Origin of the sequence: Pseudomonas sp. GD04091, from assembly GCF_029836165.1 — a bacterium.
In the GTDB taxonomy this organism is placed as follows: Bacteria; Pseudomonadota; Gammaproteobacteria; order Pseudomonadales; family Pseudomonadaceae; genus Aquipseudomonas.
On record NZ_JAOEBG010000012.1, the window covers coordinates 121778 to 142797 of the forward strand.

15 protein-coding genes and 1 pseudogene are annotated in these 21020 nt (G+C 61.0%); 8 read left to right on the forward strand and 8 right to left on the reverse strand.

Features of this window, described 5'->3' with window-relative positions:
• Positions 1-50: 50 nt before the first annotated feature.
• Positions 51-212: a hypothetical protein gene (locus tag N7422_RS16215; protein ID WP_279807463.1), complete on the forward strand. Its 162-nt coding sequence runs from the start codon at positions 51-53 to the stop codon at positions 210-212.
• Between the two features lie 67 nt (positions 213-279).
• Here the strand turns inward: N7422_RS16215 and N7422_RS16220 are convergent, their stop codons facing one another.
• Positions 280-1305, reverse strand: coding sequence for an LLM class oxidoreductase (locus N7422_RS16220; RefSeq protein WP_279807464.1), 1026 nt, complete (start codon positions 1303-1305; stop codon positions 280-282).
• Positions 1306-1326: 21 nt separating this feature from the next.
• Positions 1327-1962 (reverse strand): glutathione S-transferase family protein, encoded by a 636-nt coding sequence (locus tag N7422_RS16225; RefSeq protein ID WP_279807465.1) that lies wholly within the window; start codon positions 1960-1962, stop codon positions 1327-1329.
• 123 nt (positions 1963-2085) lie between these two features.
• On the opposite strand from N7422_RS16225, the gene N7422_RS16230 reads away from it, so the two are divergent.
• From N7422_RS16230 to N7422_RS16240, 3 genes are all read left to right on the forward strand, one after another.
• Positions 2086-3039 (forward strand): LysR substrate-binding domain-containing protein, encoded by a 954-nt coding sequence (locus tag N7422_RS16230; RefSeq protein WP_279807466.1) that lies wholly within the window; start codon positions 2086-2088, stop codon positions 3037-3039.
• Positions 3040-3171: 132 nt separating this feature from the next.
• Positions 3172-3792, forward strand: coding sequence for a tyrosine-type recombinase/integrase (locus N7422_RS16235; RefSeq protein WP_279807467.1), 621 nt, complete (start codon positions 3172-3174; stop codon positions 3790-3792).
• A 277-nt stretch (positions 3793-4069) separates the two neighbouring features.
• Positions 4070-4966 carry a phage exclusion protein Lit family protein gene (locus tag N7422_RS16240; RefSeq protein WP_279807468.1) on the forward strand — a complete coding sequence of 299 codons (897 nt, stop codon included), beginning with the start codon at positions 4070-4072 and terminating at the stop codon, positions 4964-4966.
• A gap of 128 nt (positions 4967-5094) precedes the next feature.
• On the opposite strand, the pseudogene N7422_RS16245 reads toward N7422_RS16240, so the two are convergent.
• A pseudogene (locus N7422_RS16245) lies at positions 5095-5369 on the reverse strand (GABA permease); the annotation flags it as partial.
• Positions 5370-5501: 132 nt separating this feature from the next.
• Here N7422_RS16245 and N7422_RS16250 point away from each other — a divergent pair.
• A complete protein-coding gene (locus tag N7422_RS16250) occupies positions 5502-6044 on the forward strand; it encodes a hypothetical protein (RefSeq protein ID WP_279807469.1) in 543 nt (180 codons plus the stop codon).
• A gap of 123 nt (positions 6045-6167) precedes the next feature.
• Here the strand turns inward: N7422_RS16250 and N7422_RS16255 are convergent, their stop codons facing one another.
• The 5 genes from N7422_RS16255 to N7422_RS16275 form a co-directional block, all read right to left on the reverse strand.
• The gene (locus N7422_RS16255) at positions 6168-6614 is read right to left on the reverse strand and encodes a hypothetical protein (RefSeq protein WP_279807470.1); all 447 of its coding nucleotides are present in this window, start codon (positions 6612-6614) and stop codon (positions 6168-6170) included.
• A gap of 66 nt (positions 6615-6680) precedes the next feature.
• Complete coding sequence (gene herA / locus N7422_RS16260; protein WP_347815270.1) at positions 6681-8525, reverse strand: anti-phage-associated helicase HerA; 1845 nt, start codon at positions 8523-8525, stop codon at positions 6681-6683.
• Positions 8522-9826, reverse strand: a complete 1305-nt coding sequence (locus N7422_RS16265; RefSeq protein WP_279807472.1) for an SIR2 family anti-phage-associated protein — start codon at positions 9824-9826, stop codon at positions 8522-8524. The genes herA and N7422_RS16265 overlap by 4 nt, the downstream gene beginning before the upstream one ends.
• A 364-nt stretch (positions 9827-10190) precedes the next feature.
• On the reverse strand, positions 10191-10577 hold the full coding sequence (locus tag N7422_RS16270; protein ID WP_279807473.1) for a cupin domain-containing protein: 387 nt from the start codon (positions 10575-10577) through the stop codon (positions 10191-10193).
• A 72-nt stretch (positions 10578-10649) separates the two neighbouring features.
• Entirely contained in the window at positions 10650-11474 is an 825-nt protein-coding gene (locus tag N7422_RS16275) for an AraC family transcriptional regulator (protein WP_279807493.1), read from the reverse strand.
• 311 nt (positions 11475-11785) lie between these two features.
• On the opposite strand from N7422_RS16275, the gene N7422_RS16280 reads away from it, so the two are divergent.
• From N7422_RS16280 to N7422_RS16290, 3 genes are all read left to right on the forward strand, one after another.
• On the forward strand, positions 11786-14785 hold the full coding sequence (locus N7422_RS16280) for an autotransporter serine protease (RefSeq protein ID WP_279807474.1): 3000 nt from the start codon (positions 11786-11788) through the stop codon (positions 14783-14785).
• 175 nt (positions 14786-14960) lie between these two features.
• Positions 14961-17960, forward strand: a complete 3000-nt coding sequence (locus tag N7422_RS16285; RefSeq protein WP_279807494.1) for an autotransporter serine protease — start codon at positions 14961-14963, stop codon at positions 17958-17960.
• A 324-nt stretch (positions 17961-18284) separates the two neighbouring features.
• Positions 18285-20936 (forward strand): excinuclease ABC subunit UvrA, encoded by a 2652-nt coding sequence (locus tag N7422_RS16290; protein WP_279807475.1) that lies wholly within the window; start codon positions 18285-18287, stop codon positions 20934-20936.
• Positions 20937-21020 lie beyond the last annotated feature (84 nt).

Consider the following 21020-nt stretch of genomic DNA (forward strand, 5'->3'; position numbering starts at 1 on the left):
TCCAATCAGGTGTGGTATCCGGCATTTCTTCTCATGCGAGGTATGCAGCGATGAGCACCGATCCGAGAAAGCAAGGTGACATGAACCCTGACGACCCCAGGTCTCCCGATCCAGTAGAAGATGATCCGCTCATGGACGAAGACGAGGAGGGCGAAGGAATTGGCCCGCAGCACGAGAACCCGGATGCCGGCATGGGCACTGCGCGTAAGTGAGAGGGGGCCAGGCTAGCCCCCGCCCTCGCATCCAAGCCCAGCCTGTGCTGGTCCTGGATCGCAATGCCTACCAGGTTTGCGCATGAGGCTGCGGTCCAGCCAGTGCTGGAAACAGTGGCAGGACTTCCTCGGCCAGTTCCTGGATGATCTCGAGCGCCGGGCGCTGCGCCATCTGCATGCCCAGTGCCGCATGATTGACCCCGGCGTCACGCCACTCATGCAGCAGATCGATCAGGCCGTTTCGGCCTGTGCGCAGCACGTAGCCACCCTGCTGCGGCGTTCGCGGGAAGTTCGGGTCCTCATCCAGATCGATCCATTCATTGGTGACGTGTGGGCGCAAGCCTCCACCAGGAATGACCGCTCGCCAGGCATTGATCTTCTCGGCCAGGCGCCGCGGGCCAAGGATATTGTGGGTGGCTCCGGGATAAGTGATCCAGCCGTCGGCCTGCTCGCCAAGCCACTGCAAGGACTGGCGTGACGAGCCGGTCACCAGCAAGGGGATCCGTCCAGTGAAGGGCCTGGGGAGCAGTTGGGCTCCCTCGAGTTGCCCCAGCGGCGAATGGATCGGTGCCGGCTGGCCGGCCAGCAATCGGCGGAAGTAGTCCACGCTTTGCGCGAAGCGCTCCCCGCGGCTGTCATGAGCCAGGCCATAGGCCGGAAACTCCACAGGCCGGTCACCCGAGGCAATGCCCAGTACCAGACGCCCACCGGACAGGCAGTCCAGGCTAGCCGCGGCTTTGGCCAGGTCGATGGGGTGGCGCAGGGCGAAGATCGCGCTACCGGTCGCCAGGGTGATCTTGCGGGTATGGGCCGTCAGATAGGCCAGGTAGGTGAACGGATCGAATACCTGGCCGGCGTCGCCGAAAGCTGGATCGTACAACGGCACATCACGTACCCACGCGGCGGCGAAGCCCAGGCGGTCGATTTCGCTGACCAGTTGCGCCTGCCCGCGGAGCACCCCCATGTCACCGTCATAGAATCGAAGCGGCAGGAAGATGCCCAGGGTCAACTGACCATGAGCGAACATGCGACGGTAACCGGGATGAAGGGCGAAGGCATCGGCGCTGGCGCCTTGGGTGCTGATGAATTTCATGGACATTCCTTGGTCGGGGGGTCAAGGGCCAGTGGCTGGCGCCGGAAGACGAATGCCGCGTTGCACGGCGGGCCGCTGCTCGACTTGTCGGTACCAGCGACTCAGGTGGCGATAGGGACTGAAGTCGAAGCCCACCACCACGGCGATGTGCAGCCAGGCGAAGTTGGCGATGTCTGCAATCGAATAGGCGTCGCCGGCCAGCCAGGGACGGGTGGCGAGCTGCTGGTCGAGGAGGGCGAAGGCATCTTCGGTGAGGGTGCGGTAGCGCTTGCGCGCCGCAGCATTGGGTATGGCCTCGAAGCACTCGAAGTGCACGCGCTGACCCAGCAAAGGGCCCATGCTGGCGCTGTGGTACATCAGCCAGGTGATTGCTGCCCAACGGGGTTGCGCTGCCTGTTCGAGCAGTTGGCCGCTGTGTTGCGCCAGGTACAACAGGATCGCTGCTGACTCGAACAGCACGATTTCGGCTTTGCGATCGACCAGGACCGGAATGCGGCCCGCCGGGTTGAGTGCCAGGAAGTCCGCGTGGCGATGTTCGCCCAGGTCGATGTTCACGTGGACCAGACGATAAGGCAGCCCCAGCTCCTCGAGGGCAATGGTGATCTTGAAACCGTTGGGGGAGCTGTCGGTATACAGCACGAACGCAGGGTCCTGCATGTCATTCACCTCAATAAAACTGAACCGAGCTTGTTTGGTGTTGCGCTATGCTAGGTAGCAGACAGTTGGTTTACTAACGATCATTGCGCTTGTTCAAATCAGTTTTTCTAAGGTTGACAGTTCATGGGTGCAGTCCTGCCGTTGCTCGCGTTGCGTGCCTTCTCCGAAACCACCCGCCTGGGCAGCCTGAAGGCCGCCGCCGAGCGTATGGGCGTTACCCCCGGGGCAATCAGTCAACAGATTCGTCTGCTGGAGGATCGCCTCGGAGTCATCCTGCTGACCCGCAGCCGTTATGGTGTGCAGCTCACGGAAGCGGGGGCGAGTCTCTATCCGGGGCTGTCTCGCGGATTCGGCCAGATCGAAAGCGCTCTTCTCGACCTTGAGGCCCTGACTCGTGCCAACACCCTGACGATCAGTACCCAGCCCTCATTCGCCTCCAGCTGGCTGGTGCCGCGGCTGGCTGACTTCAGTGCGCGGTACCCGGAGATCGACGTGCGCGTGCAGTCCACGGCCGAGCTGGTCGATCTGCACCGTGATCCTGTCGATATCGCCCTGCGTCATGGTCTGGGCGATTATCCTGGGCTTGAGTCGATACCGCTGCTGGCCCCCGTGCTGCTGCCGGTGGCCAGCCCCGGCTTGCTTGTCGGTGGGCCGGCGCTGCACGCACCGCAGGACTGCCTGCACTACCCACTCTTGCAGGATGCCGACCGTGCCGATTGGACGTTGTGGTTGCAGGCTCATGGTGTCGAGCCCGACGGCCGTAGCCGCCGCGGACCGAGCTTTGACGAAGATCTGCTTTTGTTGCGTGCTGCCGCCAGCGGCCAGGGCATCGCCCTCGTACAGGCGCAGCACGCCGAGGATGACTTGCGAAATGGCAGCCTGGTGGTGGCGGTCGATCGGGCCTGGCCCTCGCGTTTCGCCTACTACCTGGTTGCCCGCAAGGAGAACCTGAGTCGACCGCACGTGCGTGCGTTCATCGACTGGATTCAAGCGCAACTTGAGACTGAGTCGTCGCGTGCCGCAGAGCCGGATTCAGGCCGCTTGTCGCAGGGTGTTGATAACACGGATCTGATGTAAGCAGAGAGGCAGGGCTGGAAGGATCGAGTCTGGAGGTATGGGGCGACGCAAGTGTCCGCTTGGGGTCGAATAACGACCATCACTCGTTGTGACTGATTCACCCTTGTCCTCCCTCAACGTGGAGGACGAGCCATGAACACTATTGCTAGATACAGCCATCAGCCTTGGAACAAGGGAAAGCTTGTCGGGCAGAAAGCCCCACTCCGAGTCAGAGATACCTGGGCCATTCGGGTCAGGCTCCAGCTCGCGGAGAAGACACGTGATTTGGCGCTCTTCAACTTGGCCATCGACAGCAAGCTACGTGCTTGTGACTTAACCAAGCTGCGAGTTCGAGACATCGCCCATGGGGAGCACGTTTCGTCACGGGCCATCGTGATGCAGCAGAAAACTCAGCACCCAGTGCAATTTGAAATCACTGAGCAAACTCGAACGGTTTTGGAGGCGTGGATGCATCAGGCGCACCTGGGCAGCGAGGACTTCTTGTTTCCAACCCGATTGCACGCTTCAGACCATCTTTCCACCAGGCAATACACTCGAATCGTCAAAGCGTGGGTGACAGCCATTGGCCTGGACCCAACCATGTACGGTACTCACACACTACGGCGAACCAAAGCATCGCTGATCTATCGCAGGACGAAGAACCTGAGAGCTATCCAGCTTCTGCTTGGGCACACGAAGCTTGAAAGCACCGTCCGATACCTGGGAATCGAGGTCGATGATGCCCTGGAAATGGCGGAGCAAACGGAAGTCTGACCATCCATAGTGACGGTCGATGCTTGACCGTCGCTATCCGACCCATAGCGGCCCTTCACGGAGGACAGCAATCGGCCAAAAGCAGCCGCTCAAGAACGATTGTTTTCGACCCACGGCAGCTATTCGTCGAATGATTCGACCGGCCAAAATCGCCCCCTTTGGTCAGATAAGGAGATAGGGATTGTGTGTGATCCTCTACGAGGTTAGCCTTGTACATCCAGCACATAGTGCGCTCGAACTGCCCTATTTTTCTACGTAAGTTGGCTGATAAAAATACATGCGCTCTCCCATCTGTCTTCTTGAAGCTCAAATTGCCAGTGCCCCTTTCAATGTTGCGCCGGAAAAAGCCGACCTCTGCGCGCAACAACGTGACGAACATAAAATTGACCTTGTTATGGTGGATGAGCCTAAATTTGGCTTTAGAGTTAGACTGGAAGAGGATAGCCAAACGCCAGAAATTGTTTTACCCATCGCATCTCTAGAATATCTATGGGCCTTCTCGCACCACTGCTGGGTACTAACGCAAGAGTACGCAGAATCGCAACGCGCAGGCGCGGAGCAGTTTGACTGCGTTGGGAACAAGCGACTGCGTGAGTCAGCAAATATTCTTCAATGGGCAAAAGTTAATTTAACCAGTACCGGCACAGAACCGTGGCCTGAGTCAGGTCCTCGTCCGAAAGAAAATTCAGGCAGTTGCGATGACTCGGCTGTTGCGACAGAACTCTTTCTTTGCGCACTCGCATGGATTTCACATCATGAAATTGCGCACGTTGTATTGCAGCACCCCCTGATCAATACCGTTTTTTCAGAGCAAGAGGAGCGGGAGGCAGACAGTCATGCCACAAAATGGCTATTGGACGGCTTGCCCCAATGCGACCCAATGCTTAAGAAGCGCGCACTTGGTCTCGCCGTAGCAGTTCTATGCCTCCAGAGCTTAGAGGTTGGCGGTGATTCGTGTTTGCGAAATACGCATCCGGCAGCACATGACCGAATATTTAATAATACAGCGAGTTATCAAGTGGGAAATGATGAGGTTATTGACGCAATTTGTACGGTTGTTCTGCAATACCTTTTCCATGAAACAGGGATCACAGCAAATATCGAGGGGGCAACCTTTTCAGTAATTCTTGGGGACCTGCTCTATGATATATCGCGCGCAAAAAACGACGCTTAACAGTCATTCACACTGACACCGGTTTTAGACGTGGATGCAGCTGTCTTTAGCGCTTCTCCCTTGGTCGACAGCTAGCAGTTGCTGAGGTGCCCTACTGGCTGAGAGCTGTCTTACGCGATGGACGGCTAGCCATTGGGTGCAAATCCTCCGTGCTCAGCGAGAAGCCTTCCAAGGCCACTGACCTCCCGATCGGGCAGCAGGCCCATCAGGGCAGCGCCGCAGAGCGCGATAGAAGCAATGATGGCAAGGATCTTCAGTAGCCGAACCAGAATTCAATTTCGCCGTAATTCGCTACGCTGAAAAAGTTGGAGCAGGTGAGCGTCAGGATGACTGCCGAGGAAAAGATCCAAGTGTCCACCGAAGGGAACTACGCATTGAGTATGCTCGCTGCTGCGATGGCCTCATCCCTTTGGCGAAAAATTTACGATACATTCTTGGAAATGGTTGGAGAATCACTCCAGTCGGCCGAAACTCTCCTGGAGAGCGAGGGTGCGTTGTACGAAGTGACGGTAGCTGGAGCCGCATAAGGAATTCTATGGAATCGTTTACTCCAAACGTATGGTTTCCCGTTGTAACACTTGTAGCCGGCGTGGTCCTGAAAGCTATTTTCGATTTATTTAACGAGCGGAGGCAGGAGCAACGAGAGAGGAGAGCGAGATTTGAGAAGCGGCAAGAAATTTTTCTAATGCAAAAAATCGATGCGCAACGGGTACTCCTGCCGCTGTTGCAAGAATCTCTAGTTGAGCTAATGCGTGCTACTGCAATTCTTCATTCTGAAGACGTGAAGCTAGCTCGAACGGGGGAATGGAAAAAAGGCTATGTACCGGATGAGGTAAGTGAAGCTGTTATGCTTGCTTTCCGTAAGGTAGGGCTTTACCGAGTTCGGGTGCACGATGACGAATTGAGAGATGAGATACTGCACCTTACAGCGCTTTGCTCGAACGCCGGTGATGCTGGAAGTTATGAAGAGGCAAACCAGCTGCTTTATAGCGCTGGCGTGATGTACAGCAGTGTGAACGAACGTTTAGGTCAGGCAATTCGCTCGCTCGACGCCCAAGAGCAGGCAATTATCAGGTGATGTGTTGATGCGCATTGTGGTAATTTGGCCATGTCGCATTATCTATTCATCCTGTAATTCTTGCGTGAAATGAGAGGTGCATTATAACGCCCGGCTTTAAGTCGGGCTTTTTGGGGCTACCTTTCAGTCAAGTCCCACAGACTTCGTAATCAGTGACGCTCCAATCGAAAGAAATTGGTCGACAAGTTTTGAAGTTATTGCCTTGGCCCCATTCGAAGAAGCTTTCTTTAGTTTTTCCCCTAATGTATCGCTACCAATCTCTGGTTGATCTACATGCTTCATGGACTTAAGGCCGGCAGCTGAAAGGGTGTATCGCGAGGCATGCCGACTAGGTCGTTCGGAAAGGTATCCTTCTTCGGCTAACCAGCGAGCAGTATCGATTGCAAACACCCTCATCTCTGTCCACTCGGCACCATAGCTCATCCCACCGAATGGTCCAGGTGTAGAGGCGCCTTTCTGAATTCCAAAAAGCTCCGGATGTATGTGGACAGGCTCCGGGAACTTGGCATACAGGGCTGAAAGAATCATCGCAGTAACTTCATCAAAGCGTTCTATATTCGTTTTTTTCACAGATTTTTCCGATCTGATGTAGGCAGAAGTGACGATGATAGTGACCGGCTACAGGGTCGGCTATTTTTAAAAGGGCACATCATCGTCGTATGCAGGTTCTGGTGGTTCGTTCCATGGAAGTGCTGAATGTGGCTCCTGAACCGGAGGAGGAGGTGGTGGTGGTGTATCAGGCGTTCTGGTTGCCCAACCACTGAAATCAGCGTCACCTGAGCATGGCGTGGGTGACGCGTCAGCAGCACGAACCAGTGTAGGCATTGCAATGCTTCCACCGAAAACAATTGCAGTCTGCCTTGGCAGGCCCGCGATGCGGCGGATTTCTCGTCGATCAGCCCATTCGCTCGCTGATTGGATCGCCGCAAGGTCTTTTTCAGATGTCAGCCTGAAAGAGACCCAGTTGTTGCACTGGGAGAGAACCGTGGGGGATATCTCCGATGGCCTCTGCGTACTCAACCAAAGGGCAAGGCCAAACTTCCTGCCTTCTTTTGCGAGCCTTTCATATGCAAGTGAGTTTTCACCTACATCGTCACCGGAGCCGATAGGCCGCAGGTAATGGTGCGCCTCTTCCAGAACGAGCAGGGTTGGAATTTTATTCTCCTGCCCCCTCCGAAAAAGCTCGTAGGCGTACAGTTCCAAAAGTGATCCGAGAATGAATGGGGTAAGATCATGCGACAGATGCCGGAGGTTTATGATGTGCACACGCCATGGCACATCCTGACCGCCAAAGATCTGCTCCACCAGATTAGTGGATTCTTGCGTCCAATTGAGCGGGTTCGCGGTTCCTGCCCCACCATCTACGTCCACAACGGAGCGGAACATGGGGTCTTCAACGAATCGATTGATCCTAGTGATCAGTGGTGAAACGTTCGAGTAACTGAAGGCATTCCTTTCTGGACCATTCCTCTGAGAGGGTTGTATCCCGTGGCTTTCAGCTACGAGTGACGCGAGAGCGGCCATATGAGGCCACACCGCAACAGTGGTAGCCTGGCCGTTGCGGATCTGCTGGATTCGACTATAGGCATCAGCAGCTCCTCCTTGACGGCAATCGTCGAACAGAAAGGGCGCGGTATCGTTTGCCAATCCAGCACCTCTGGGCTGGGTAAACCAGCGGACTTGATGGAGGTGCTCCAATGCAAACGTCAACGCTGGCCGCTGTGTTTTTTCGCTGGGAATGAGCAGCCTGTTAAGGCCGTGACGCCCCAGTGCGTAGTAGGGAATCTTAAACGTGTCCGCTCCTGGACCGCCGATGGTCGTGCATTTGACCGCGCCATCTGGAAGCTCAGGAACGTTGAGCGCAGCTTCGTACTCACCATTGATGTCGAAGACAACAATCCGCGCACGGGGTAGTTTCACTATTTGCTGAAGAACAGCCGCTGTGAAGCAGCTCTTACCTTGACCCGAACTGCCCAACACCGCGACATGTCTTGAGATTAAATTCTTTAGCCCCACATTCAGGCTGCCGCCCCCACGTAAGTCATCACCCAGCTTAAGCGGAACATCGTCCTCATTGTCGGAGCAAAGGATTGCTGCCAGTTCTTCCGTACTAAGCGGGAAGGCTTCAGCCCCGAGCGGAGGGGTTGCAAGTGAGTCGCTTATGAAAAGCGCCTTGCCTTCCTGTCTTGACAGCCGTCCAACAACAGCGCCTGAAATATTACGCAGCGGTTCGGTTTGATGGGTGCTGGAACCGATCCCCAGTCGATGGGCCTCGCGAGGCTCATCAAAGCTGAGGGAAACAACCTTCATCACCAAAGCCCGGCTTCCTGCGTCCAATACCAACAGGCTTCCGACCTCCGTCACTGATGATACCCCTTGGGCATGCGACGCTAATTGGCCTCGATGCATATCCAGCAAGTTGAGAGTGACATCTGACCCTTCGATTCGGACCACGTAACCAACCGGAAGACGCCCTCTCATTGCACATTCTCCGGCGCTGCCGCCCGGCCTTGAAGGTCTTGCGGTTCTCTCAAAGCCCTTTCAAATTTGCGCATGTCCTCGTCGTAGATGAGAGGATCAGGCAGATGACGCGCGAGCGAGTCGACGTAAGCGTGGGCGGCGCCACCGCCTACCACAGTGACGCGAGGGTTCTTCAGGGAAAGTAATTTCCGCAATGCCTGGGGCAAGCTCTGATCAACTGGGTCACCGTTAAACCCGGAGGAGTAGATTACCAATTGAAGCGTGGGATTGAGTAAGGCGGACCTTATAAGCCGATTGATATGCTCATCTCCGAACCCGTAGCCACACAGGATCAAGCAGCTCTGCGGTTTGGACATGAACTCTGCGAATCTGCGAAAAAGTTCGCCTAGAACGTAGCCAATGGTGTCCATGTACTTTGCAGCTCTTGGCATCACCATCAGGCCCAGGTCCTCGCCGTCCCGCTCTGCCATGAAAGCTTCAATACGTTGATGGGCAAGCGGCGCAGCCACCTCAAATACCTGACCGCGTTCCTGCTTCCAGGTTAATGAACCGTGCAGTTTGGCAAGATAAATATTATAGACGCCGAATCTGGCTTCACCCCTGGCTTGAGTGTTTCGGAAACCTAGGTCGAAACTCTGTGGGGAAAAGCGCCGGGTGTGGGTGCCCAGGAAGCCGTTTGAGACCTGAAGATCAATGGATTCAGCTGCCCATTCGATAGCCAAGTCATAATTGGTGGTGAACACCCAAGGGGACGACTGCCCCGGTTGTCGAGCCGAAACTAGCTTCTGAAGAATTGTCCGCTGACTAGCGAGACTATCGTCGTCCGATTCAACGCCGCTGGGTGAAAGCCACCACTCCTGCCGGAGCAGAGCAGCATTGACAACCGTTCTGAAAAGAGCAGCTTTCACCTTTTTCAGGTTACCGAGGTTTTCCTCCAACTCCTGCTCGCCTGCTGCATAGTCAATCGGATTACTATCGAACATGCCCATTTGCCGAGTCCAGTCGGAGAGGGCGATTTCGAGACTATCGATTAGATGCTCGAAGTTGGGTGTAACGGGCCTTGGAAGTGTGATGGCATCCTGGCGAAGGAATCCGTGCTCAACCATCCAGTTAGCGTCTTCTGGAGACTCCGTCACGAACCTAGTCCAAAGCGCGATCATCGTCAGGCCGCCAGCGGCTACTGATGCGCCCGCGCCTAGGAGGAGACCAATGTTCTCTAGTCTCAGGAGCGAAGCTAGATATGCCTCAAGCTCCGTTTCATCCGTTAAAGCAGTACCACCCCGAATAGCTGCAAAAGGCATCCCAACCTCCCCCAAAAGCGCAGATCCTGTCCAGGACGCCCCTTACAGCACAAGGCGTCGACGGCTACAGGCAGGCTACTGAATTGACATCAAACTGTCCACGCGGCTACTTGCATGAGAAATCTGTGCTGAGACGATCAGAAACTGCCATAAGGACAAGATTTATTGGACGGATAGCTCGGGCTTGCCAACGGCAGCTATGGGTCGAAAGCTGCTGGTCGTGAACGGCTGCAATCGACCCATCGCTGCCATTCGATGTGGGCCGCTAGTGGCCAGCGCTGAAGGGCCGCTTTAGGTCGAAGCGGTCACCTCATCCTGCCGCCCTCGGCCCACCGTGGCGCACGCCGACCCTATGCGCATCGGCTTAGATCCAGAGGTCATTCACCGCGGTTCGCTCCCCCCCTTCATGACCGGTATTCAACACGCCGCGCGGCTCGATCATCATCAGTTTGGTTTCCGCTTGCGCCGCTGTTCTGTGCTTTACGCCACGTGGCACGACATACAGTTCGCCTGGATTCACATGAACGCAACCCTCCGGGAGGTCGATGCGCAAGCGGCCTTCGAGTACGAGAAACGCTTCATCGGTCTCTGGGTGCGAGTGCCAGATGAATTCACCTTCGATTCGAACGACTTTGAATTGATAGTCGTTCATTTGCGCGACGACCCTTGGGCTCCACTGTTGCTCGATCAACGAAGCCTTTTGAGTCAAGTTCACAGGTTGTGACATGGGTTGCTGATGGATGTCGTGCATGGCAGAACCTCTCTAGTTGGAGCGGTCAGCCTATCGAACGAAAAGTACGCGGCTCTTGTACGATCCTGCAATTTAGCGGGCAGCTTGCAAGCGCTCCAGCCAGCGCAGAGGCGACACGCCGTAGGTTCGAGTGAAGTGCCGGGTCATGTGGCTCTGATCGTGAAACGCTGCGGCGAGGGCGGCATCGACCAATGTGAAGCCATCCAGGATCAACCTGCGAAAACAGTCCAGCCGGCGGAGGGTGACAAAACGGTAAGGGCTGGTGCCGTAAAGGGCTCGGAAGTCTCGTGACAAGCTCCATTGCTCGCGCCCGCTGGCGTGCTCGAGCATCTGCAGTGTGATGCCGAGGTGAAGGTGCTCCATGATGAACGCCTTGGCGCGCTCGGCCGAGCGGTAGTCCAGGCGTTTGCGGCCGCGTGGCTTGCCGCCGACCGCACGCAGAGCCATTGCCAGGTCATATATGGCGTCCTGCTCCTCCAGTGTTTCCAGAGGATGATCCAATGCCTGCACAAAAGCCTCACTGGCGTGATACAGACGTGGGTCGCAGGACAGCCCACCAGCGATGAAAGGCAACGACTCACCGCCGAGGACGTTCTGGATCAGCGAAGGGTCGATGTAGGCCATTCGGTAGCGAAAGCCCGCATCGGTGCCGGCCATGCCGTCATGCACTTCGTCAGGGTGCAGCACCAGTGTGTTGCCTGGCACGCCGTGGCACAGCGCCCCCTTGTAGTGAAAGCTCTGCACGCCGGCAAGGGTCCGGCCGATCGAGTAAGTATCATGACGATGTGGGTCGTAGCCATGGCCGCCGAACCATGCTTCGATGCGCTCCACGCTGCCAGGCATGGCACTGCGTATCACCCAGTCGGAGGTGGCCGGCGGCTCTGCTTTTGGTTTCATGAACATTCTTACCGCTATTCGGCCGCCTTGTGGGTATACGCGATCCTATTTCAGAAATACGCAGGCACCCAATCCATTTCCGCTAGATGTCCGCGATGGGGCGACTGCGGACAAGGCAAGGTGAACTCCCTTGTCAGCGGTGCGGTGAGCTTCAGCAGAATCGACAGGCCCGGCTACGGCAGGCGCTACACAGATATTCGACGGAGGAGCAATTGGCGCTGTTACGGCTATAGTGCTGTGCTTCAATGCAGCGATACAACGGTCGACCTGGGACGGGCGACCTGACGACAAAAACAAGAGAAGTCATCGACATGGATGTGAGATGTGATCAGCTCAAGACGCTGACCGGCACCTTGTGCCTGGCGTTCGCCACCGCGTTGCCGCTGTCGGCTGCGGCGGCCTATCAGGATCCTGGCCGCCCTGGCGACCCCGCCAGTTGGCGGTCCGCCGAATACCAGCAGGACTGGGGCCTGGAGCGCATGCAGGCGAGCCAGGCCTATGCCGCCGGGATCACCGGCGCCGGCGTCAGCATCGGCGCCCTGGACTCGGGGTTCGATGCCGCCCATCCCGAGGCCAGCCCCGGACGTTTTCACGCGGTGACCGCCACCGGCCAGTACCTCGACGGCAGCCCGTTCAGTGTGTCCGGGGTGCTCAATGGCGCCAACGACAGCCATGGCACCCATGTCACCGGCACCATGGGCGCGGCCCGGGATGGCGTGGGCATGCACGGCGTGGCCTTCGATGCCCAGGTGTATGTGGGCAACACCAACAAGAACGACAAGTTCCTGTTCGGCACCGACCCTGATCCGCGGTATTTCGAGGCGGTCTACGGCGCTCTGGTGGATGCCGGGGCACGGGCTATCAACAACAGCTGGGGCAGCCAGCCCAAGGATGTCAGCTACCAGACCCTGGGCGACTTGCGCGTGGCCTACGCCCAGCATTTCCAGCAGGACACCTGGCTCGACGCCGCCGGCGACGTGGCGCGCCGTGGCGTGATCAACGTGTTCAGCGCCGGCAACAGCGGTTATGCCAATGCCAGCGTGCGCTCGGCGCTGCCGTACTTCCAGCCGGAGCTGGAAGGCCACTGGTTGGCGGTCTCGGGCCTGGACAAGAACAACCAGCAGAAGTACAACCAGTGCGGCATCGCCAAGTACTGGTGCCTGGCAACCCCGGGGGCGGCGATCACCAGTACCGTGCCCGGTGGCGGCTATGCCACCTACAACGGCACCTCGATGGCCGCGCCCCATGCCACCGGGGCCTTGGCCCTGGTCATGCAGCGTTATCCCTACCTGAACAACCAGCAGGCCCTGCAAGTGCTGCTGACCACCTCGCGCCAGCTCGATGGCTCGCCGACCCAGCGGCCCAGCGAGCAGGTGGGCTGGGGCGTCCCGGACCTGGGCCGGGCGTTGCACGGCCCCGGGCAGTTGCTGGGGGAGTTCGACGTCAACCTGGGGCGCGGGCAGGGCGATATCTGGAGCAACGGTATCTCCGACCAGGCCCTGGCGCAGCGTCAGGCCGAGGACGCCACGGAACGCCAAGCCTGGCAGCAGACCCTCAAGGACCGCGGCTGGGAGCATGGCCTGGCAGCGGGTGCCAGCCAGCAGGATCGCAGCGACTACGCCTTGGGCATGGCCCGGGACGCGGCCGCCGCGCAGCGGGTCTACCAGGGCAGCCTGGTCAAGTCCGGAGGCGGCTGGCTGGTGCTCACGGGTGACAGCAGCTACCGCGGCCCGACCCGGGTCGATGGCGGGTTGCTGGTGGTCAACGGCAACCTGCAATCGGCGGTGACGGTCAACCCAGGCGCAACCCTGGGCGGCAGCGGCCGGATCGCTGCGCTGACCGCCAGCGCCGGGGGCGTGGTGGCCCCGGGTAACTCCATCGGCACCTTGAATGTCGCCGGCAACCTGGAGTTGCAGCCGGGCTCGAGCTATCGGGTGGAGTTGTCGCCCACCGCCAGCGACCGGCTCGTCGTTGGTGGCCAGGCCAGTGTCGGTGGCGCCGATCTTAGCCTGGTGCCCGAGGCACGGCCTAACTTGTTGGCCGGTGGCCCGGTATCCAGCCTGGTGGGGCGCCAGTTCGATATCCTGCAGGCGGCGGGTGGCGTCAATGGGCATTTCGCCCAGGTCCAGCCGGACTATCTGTTCCTGGGGACCGTACTCGATTATTCGGCCAACGGCGTGCAGCTGGACGTGACGCGCAGCGACACGCCGTTCGCCAGTGTCGGTGCCACGGCCAACCAGCGCTCCAGCGGCGCCGCGGTGGAGCGGCTGGGACCGGGCAATCCCGTGTATGAAAGCCTGCTGCTCTCGACCTCGGAAGACCAGGCCCGGGAAGGCCTGCGACAGCTGTCCGGCGAGATCTACCCGGCGCTGGACTCGATGCTGCTCAGCCAGGGCGCGGTCTTGCGCGATGCCTTGGGCGAGCGTTTGCAAGGTCCCGCAGCGAATGCCAACGCGCCTGGAACGACTGCGAGCGAGCCAGATTCGACCCAGCTCTGGCTCAAGGGCCTGGGCAGTTGGGGACGCATCGAGGGCGTGCAGGGCAGCGAGTCCTATACCAGTTCCCTGGGCGGCATGCTGCTGGGCCTGGATCGTGACCTCGACGAGCAGACCCGGGCTGGCGTGGCCGCAGGCTACAGCGACAGCTCCCTGGGCATGGGTGGCAGTCACTCCCGGGCCACGGTCGACAGCTATCACCTGGGCGCCTATGCCCGCCACGACCTGGGCCAGCTGCGCCTGAGCCTGGGCGCCAGCTACAGCTGGCACCGTGCCGAGGTCCGGCGCGACCTGGCCTATGGCGAGGTGTCCGGCCGCCAGCGCGCACGGGTCGATGCCCGCAGCCAACAGTTGTTCGCCGAGGCCGCCTATCGCTCGGCTTTGTCGCCGGTGCAGCTGGAGCCCTTCGTCAACCTGACCTACCAGCACCTGGACCGCGATGCCTTCCATGAGAAGGGCGACGCCGCGGCGCTGCATGCGCGTGACGAGCAGCGTGATGCCTGGCTCAGCACCTTGGGCGTGCGCGGGCGCCAGCAATGGCAACTGGGCCCGCGGCAGGACCTGCAACTGGCGGCAAGCCTGGGCTGGCAGCATCGCCTGAGCGGGACCCAGGATCGCGAGCACCTGGCCTTTGCCGCTAGCGACCTGCCGTTTCGGGTGGAGACTGCGCCGGCCTTGCGCGATGCCGCGCTGGTGGGGCTCCAGGCACGGGTGGGGCTGACCCGCGACCTGGACTTGAGCCTGGACTACCAGGCTCGCCTGGCCAGTCGTGAACAGCAGCATGGCGCGGGGCTCAACCTGCAATGGCGTTTCTGAAGCGCTGTGGTGCTGGCGGAGCCAGGCGTCGCAATACGGAGTTTGACCAACGCGGTTTTTATCAATGCAACTAAGGAAGGTCGTAGTGAAGCAAGTCAGAAAGGATGACAGCGCGCTCGCGCAGGGCTGGGCCCTGGCCCCACTGGGGCGGGCATTGGTGGGCTGGGCGGCGCTGATGGGCACGGCCCAGGCCGCGCCCTATGTGGAGAGTGGCCGGCTGGGCGATGCCAGCAGCTGGCGCAGCAGCGAATTCAAGGCCGACTGGGGGCTGGGGGCGATCCACGCCGATAGCGCCTATGCCGCCGGCTACAGCGGCAAGGGGGTGAAGCTTGGGATCTTCGACCAGCCGGTATACGCCCAGCACCCCGAGTTCGCTGGCAAGGACAAGATCGTGACCCTGGTCACCAGCGGCATCCGTCAGTACACCGACCCCTACATCCCGGTGAAGGCGGGCGACGCGTTCCGCTATGACGGCAGCCCATCGGTGGGCTCGGATGGCAAGCTCGGTTCCCATGGCACCCACGTCGGCGGGATCGCCGCCGGTAACCGGGACGGTGTGTCGATGCACGGCGTGGCCTTCGATGCGCAGATCATCAGCGCCGACAACGGCGACCCAGGCCCGGAGGATGGCATCGTCCTGGGCAACGATGGCGCGGTGTACAAGGCCGGTTGGGACAGCCTGGTGGCCAGCGGCGCGCGGATCATCAACAACAGCTGGGGCATCGGCATCACCGATCGCTTCGCCAAGGGCGGGCGCGATCCGGCATTCCCGCACTTCACCGTGGACGATGCCCGGGCGCAGTTCGCGCAGATCCAGCCACTGCTGGGCACCATGCCCGGTGGCGCCTATGACGGGGCCCTCGCCGCCGCCCGCAGCGGGGTCTTGACCATCTTCGCCGCCGGCAATGACTACAACTTGAACAACCCCGATGCGATTGCCGGGTTGGCCTATTTCGTTCCGCAGATCGCCCCCAACTGGCTGACCGTGGCGGCGCTGCAGCAGAACCCCGACACCAACAGCGCCAACCCGTACCTGATCAGCACGTTCTCTTCCCGTTGCGGCTATACCGCGAGCTTCTGCGTATCGGCCCCCGGCACCCGGATCTACAGCGCGGTGATTGGCGGCACCAGCCTGGAAGACCTGACCCTGGGCTACGGCAACAAGAACGGTACGTCCATGGCCGCGCCCCATGCCGCCGGTGCTGCGGCGGTGCTGATGGAGCGTTTCCCCTACATGAGCGGCGCACAGATCGCCAGTGTGCTGCGCACCACCGCCACCGACATGGGCGCGCCCGGTATCGATGCCTTGTACGGCTGGGGCATGATCGACCTGGACAAGGGGCTGCGCGGCCCGGGCATGTTGGTCACCGAACAGGACATACCCGAGGCGTTTCGCATCGCCGGTGGCTACGGTCCGAGCCAGTTCGTGGTCGATCTGCCGGGTATCGGCGCGCTGGTGGATGCCGGCAGGCCGACCGAGCGGCGCTGCAACGACCTGAGCTGCGTGCTGGACCTGTGGAGCAACGATATCGCTGGCCATGGCGGCCTGACCAAGCAGGGTATCGGCACCCTGGTGCTCACCGGTGACAACACCTACTCCGGCCCGACCCTGGTCAACCAGGGGCGACTGGCGGTCAATGGCTCGCTGCAATCGACCGTGACGGTCAATGCCAGCGGCGTGCTGGGCGGCAATGGCCGGATCGGCGCGCTGGTGGTCAACAGCGGCGGCGTGGTGGCGCCAGGCAACTCCATCGGCACCTTGCAGGTGAGTTCCGATGTGACCTTCCAGCCGGGCTCGACCTATGCCGTGGAGGTGGACGCCGCTGGCAGCGACCGCCTGGTCAGCGATGGCAAGGTCTCTCTGGGCGGTGCGAACCTGGCCCTGGATCTGCAGAACCCTGGTGTTTCGCTGCAGTCCCAGCAGGCAACGAGCCTGGTGGGGCGTCAGTTCGACATCCTGGATGCCGCGGGCGGCGTGCAGGGCGGTTTCGCCAGCGTGCAGTCCAACTCGCTGTTTCTCGGGGGTGGCCTGGCCTATACCGGCAGCGGGGTGCAGCTGGCGGTGCAGCGCAACGCCACTGCCTTCGCCAGCGTCGGCTTGACCGCCAACCAGCGTTCGGTGGCCGCGGCCGCCGATCGGCTCGGCGCGGGCAACCCGGTCTACGAGAGCCTGCTGTCGTCGGCCGATGCCGGCAGCGCCCAGCGGGCTTTCGATCAGCTGTCCGGGGAAATCCACCCGGCGGTGGGCAACCTGCTGCTCAACGACAGTCGCCAGTTGCGCGACGCGGTGGGCGAGCGTACCCGCCAGCAGGGCGTCGCCGCCGCCCCAACCGTGGAAGGCCAGGGCAACGGCCTGTGGGTCAAAGCCCTGGGCGCCTGGGGCAAGGCCGAGGGTGATTCCGCTCGAGCGCGCTACAGCAGTTCCATTGGCGGCCTGTTGCTGGGGATCGACGGGCAGATGAGCGAGGACACCCGCGTCGGGGTCTTCACCGGCTACAGCGACAGTTCGTTGAGCATGGGCGATGGTCGGCATTCCTCGGCCAGCGTCGACAGCTACCATCTGGGAGCCTATGCCGGCAAGGAACTGGAACAGCTGCGCCTGAGCCTGGGCGCCAGCCACAGCTGGCACCGCATCGAGACCAAGCGCGAGCTGCAATACAACGAGGTCTCCGATCGCCAGAAAAGCAAGCGTGATGCCCAGAGCACCCAAGTGTTTGGCGAGGCCGCGTGGAAGGTCGAATTGCCGAGCGTGGCGCTGGAGCCGTTCGCCAACCTGGCCTATGTGCATATCGCCAGCGACAGTTTCAAGGAACATGGCGGCGCCGCCGCGCTCAAGGGGGGCGAGGATAACCGCGATGCCTGGCTCTCGACCCTGGGCATGCGCGCCGGCAAGCAACTGCAATTGTCCGGCGGCCAGGCGGTGGAGCTTTCCGCCACCCTGGGCTGGCAGCACAACCTGAGCTCAACCGGGGCCGACCAGCATCTGGCCTTCGCAGGTCAGGGCGATACCTACAAGGTCCAGGCGCTGTCGCTGGATCGTGACGCGGCGGTGGTCGGTGCACGGGTGGGGGTCGCCCTGAGTCGCCAGGCCCGGGTCAACCTGGACTACAACGGACTACTGGGTAGTCGCGACAAGAGCCACGGGGTCGGCCTGACCCTGGATTGGGCGTTCTGAGGCCCCGGCAACGGGGTTGTACCTGCCCCGCGAACCTGGCGACGGGTTCGTGGGCGCGCTATCTCGTACCGATCAGCTTGTTGCCGGGCCCTGGCAGATGCTGCTGTCCGACGAACTCGTCGCGGTAACTGCAATGCGCCGATGCCGTTGCACCTGCGCAACGCACCGACCAAACTCATGAGCCAGATGGGTTATCGCAAAGGTTGCCACTGCGCGCACCACGAGCCCAACGCCTGCATTCGCTCGATGATTCGGCATCGCCAGGTTGAGTCGGGTGCTAGCCGAATCTTTCGCGCGTTGCCATCCAATAGCAGGGCAGGACCTATGCCAAATCCTCCATACGGTGAATCCTCATGCACCGCCGCCGCCAGCGGCCTGGTGCACGTGCGCGGCGCGCGGGAGAACAATCTCAAGGACGTGGATGTCGCCATTCCACGCAATGCGCTGGTGGTGTTTTCCGGGGTCTCGGGCTCCGGCAAGTCCTCGCTGGCCTTCGGTACTATCTATGCCGAGGCGCAGCGGCGTTACTTCGAATCGGTCGCCCCGTATGCGCGCCGGCTGATCGACCAGGCCGGCATACCCGACGTCGACGCCATCGATGGTCTGCCGCCGGCGGTTGCATTGCAGCAACAGCGCGGGGCGAGCAATGCGCGTTCTTCGGTGGGCAGCGTGACCACGTTATCCAGCCTCGTGCGCATGATGTACTCGCGTGCCGGTGCCTATCCGGCCAATCAGCCGATGCTCTATGCCGAGGACTTTTCGCCGAACACCCCGCAAGGCGCATGTTCGGCCTGCCATGGCCTGGGCCATGTCTACGAGGTGACGGAAGCGACCATGGTGCCCGATCCCTCTCTGAGCATCCGCGAGCGCGCCATCGCCGCCTGGCCACCGGCCTGGCATGGCCAGAACCTGCGCGACATCCTGGTGACCCTGGGCTACGACGTCGACCGTCCCTGGCAGGATCTGCCAAAGAAGGACCGTGAATGGATTCTGTTCACCGAAGAGACGCCCACGGTGCCGGTCTATGCGGGCTTGTCGCCGGCCGAGACCCGTGCCGCGCTCAAGCGCAAACTCGAACCCAGCTACATGGGGACCTTCACCGGCGCCCGTCGCTACGTGCTGCACACCTTCGCCAACACGCAGAGCGCGTTGATGAGAAAGCGTGTATCGCGCTACATGCAAGGCAAGCTGTGCCCGACCTGCCATGGCAAGCGGCTCAAGGCCGAGGCGCTGTCGGTGACTTTTGCCGGGGTGGACATTGGCGAGTTCATGCAAATGCCCCTCGACCGCCTGGCCGCACTGCTCGAGCCTATTGCCCAGGGCGACTTTCACGCTCACACGGCCGGGGAGGGAACCGACCGCGAGGCGACACGCCGTGACCGGGCCGCGCGTGCCGCAAGCGGTCGCGCGGTCCATGCGGTATCGCCTGACGTACGCCGCACCTCGGCGCTGTCGAAGGAGAAGCGTCTTGCCGCGCAGCGCCTGGCGGGTGGGGTGATGGCGCGTCTGCGCCAATTGCGCGGGCTGGGCTTGGGTTATCTCACGCTGGATCGGGCCACGCCGACACTGTCGGCGGGCGAGTTGCAGCGTTTGCGCCTGGCCACACAACTGAGCTCCATGCTGTTTGGCGTGGTGTATGTGCTCGATGAGCCTTCGGCGGGCCTGCACCCCTCCGACAGCCAGGCGTTGTACGACTCGCTGGACACGCTGCGCGATGCCGGCAATTCGCTGTTCGTGGTCGAGCACGACCTGGATTTGATGCGGCGCGCGCAGTGGCTGGTGGATGTAGGGCCGGATGCCGGGGAGCGGGGTGGCCGTGTGCTCTACAGCGGCGTGCCAGAAGGATTGCGCGAAATTGCCGAGTCACGCACCGCACGTTATCTGTTCGATGAGATCCCCGCAGCGGCCAGCCGCGAGCGCCAGGCGGCCGGATGGTTGGAGCTGCGAGGCATTCGACGGCACAACCTGCATGGCGTGGATGCAAGCATCCCGCTCGGCGTGCTGACGGCGGTGACCGGTATCTCGGGTTCGGGCAAGTCCAGTCTGGTCGCTCAGGCTTTGCCAGAGCTGTTGCTGCTGCACCTGGGGCACGAGCCCGAGGACGATGCGGCTGAAAAAAACGACAGCGAAGGGCCGGCGGTTATCGAAGCCACGGGCGGTCATCTTGCCGGCGATGTGGATGTCGTCCAGCGCCTGGTCCAGGTCGACCAGAAGCCGATTGGCCGCACGCCACGTTCCAACCTGGCCACCTATACCGGTCTGTTCGACCATGTGCGCAAGCTGTTCGCCGCCACGCCGGACGCGCGCCGTCATCGCTATGACGCCGGGCGGTTCTCCTTCAATGTGCCGAAGGGACGTTGCGAAACGTGTGAAGGGGAGGGTTTCGTCAGCGTCGAGCTGTTGTTCATGCCCAGTGTGTACGCACCGTGCCCCACCTGCCATGGCGCCCGTTACAACGAGGCCACGCTTGCCGTGCGCTGGAACCTGCGCAACATTGCCGAAGTGCTGCAGATGACGGTTGAACAGGCCCTTGTCTTCTTCGCGAGCGAAGACGCCATCGCGCGGCCGTTGCAACTGTTGCAGGAGATCGGGCTGGGTTACTTGCGCCTGGGGCAACCGGCGACCGAGCTGTCGGGGGGCGAAGCGCAGCGCATCAAGCTCGCCACGGAGCTTCAGCGCAGCCAGCGAGGGCGCAGCCTGTACGTGCTCGACGAGCCGACCACCGGGCTGCACGCGTCGGACGCCGACCGCTTGCTGGTGCAGCTGCAGCGCCTGGTCGATGCGGGCAATACCGTGGTGATGATCGAACACGACATGCGCGCGGTGGCCCAGGCCGACTGGGTGATCGACGTCGGGCCGGGCGCTGGAGAGGCCGGTGGTCGGATTGTCGCGGTCGGTACGCCGCGGCAGGTCGCGATGGCGCAGGGAAGCCGGACGGCTTCGTTTCTTGCGCAGGCACTGCTGCGTGGAGAATAGGAGGGTGATGGTGCCAAGGGGGAGGCCGGCTCGCCTTTGTTGGCATCTTTGAAGGTAATGGCCTATACAACCGACTGGTATGTC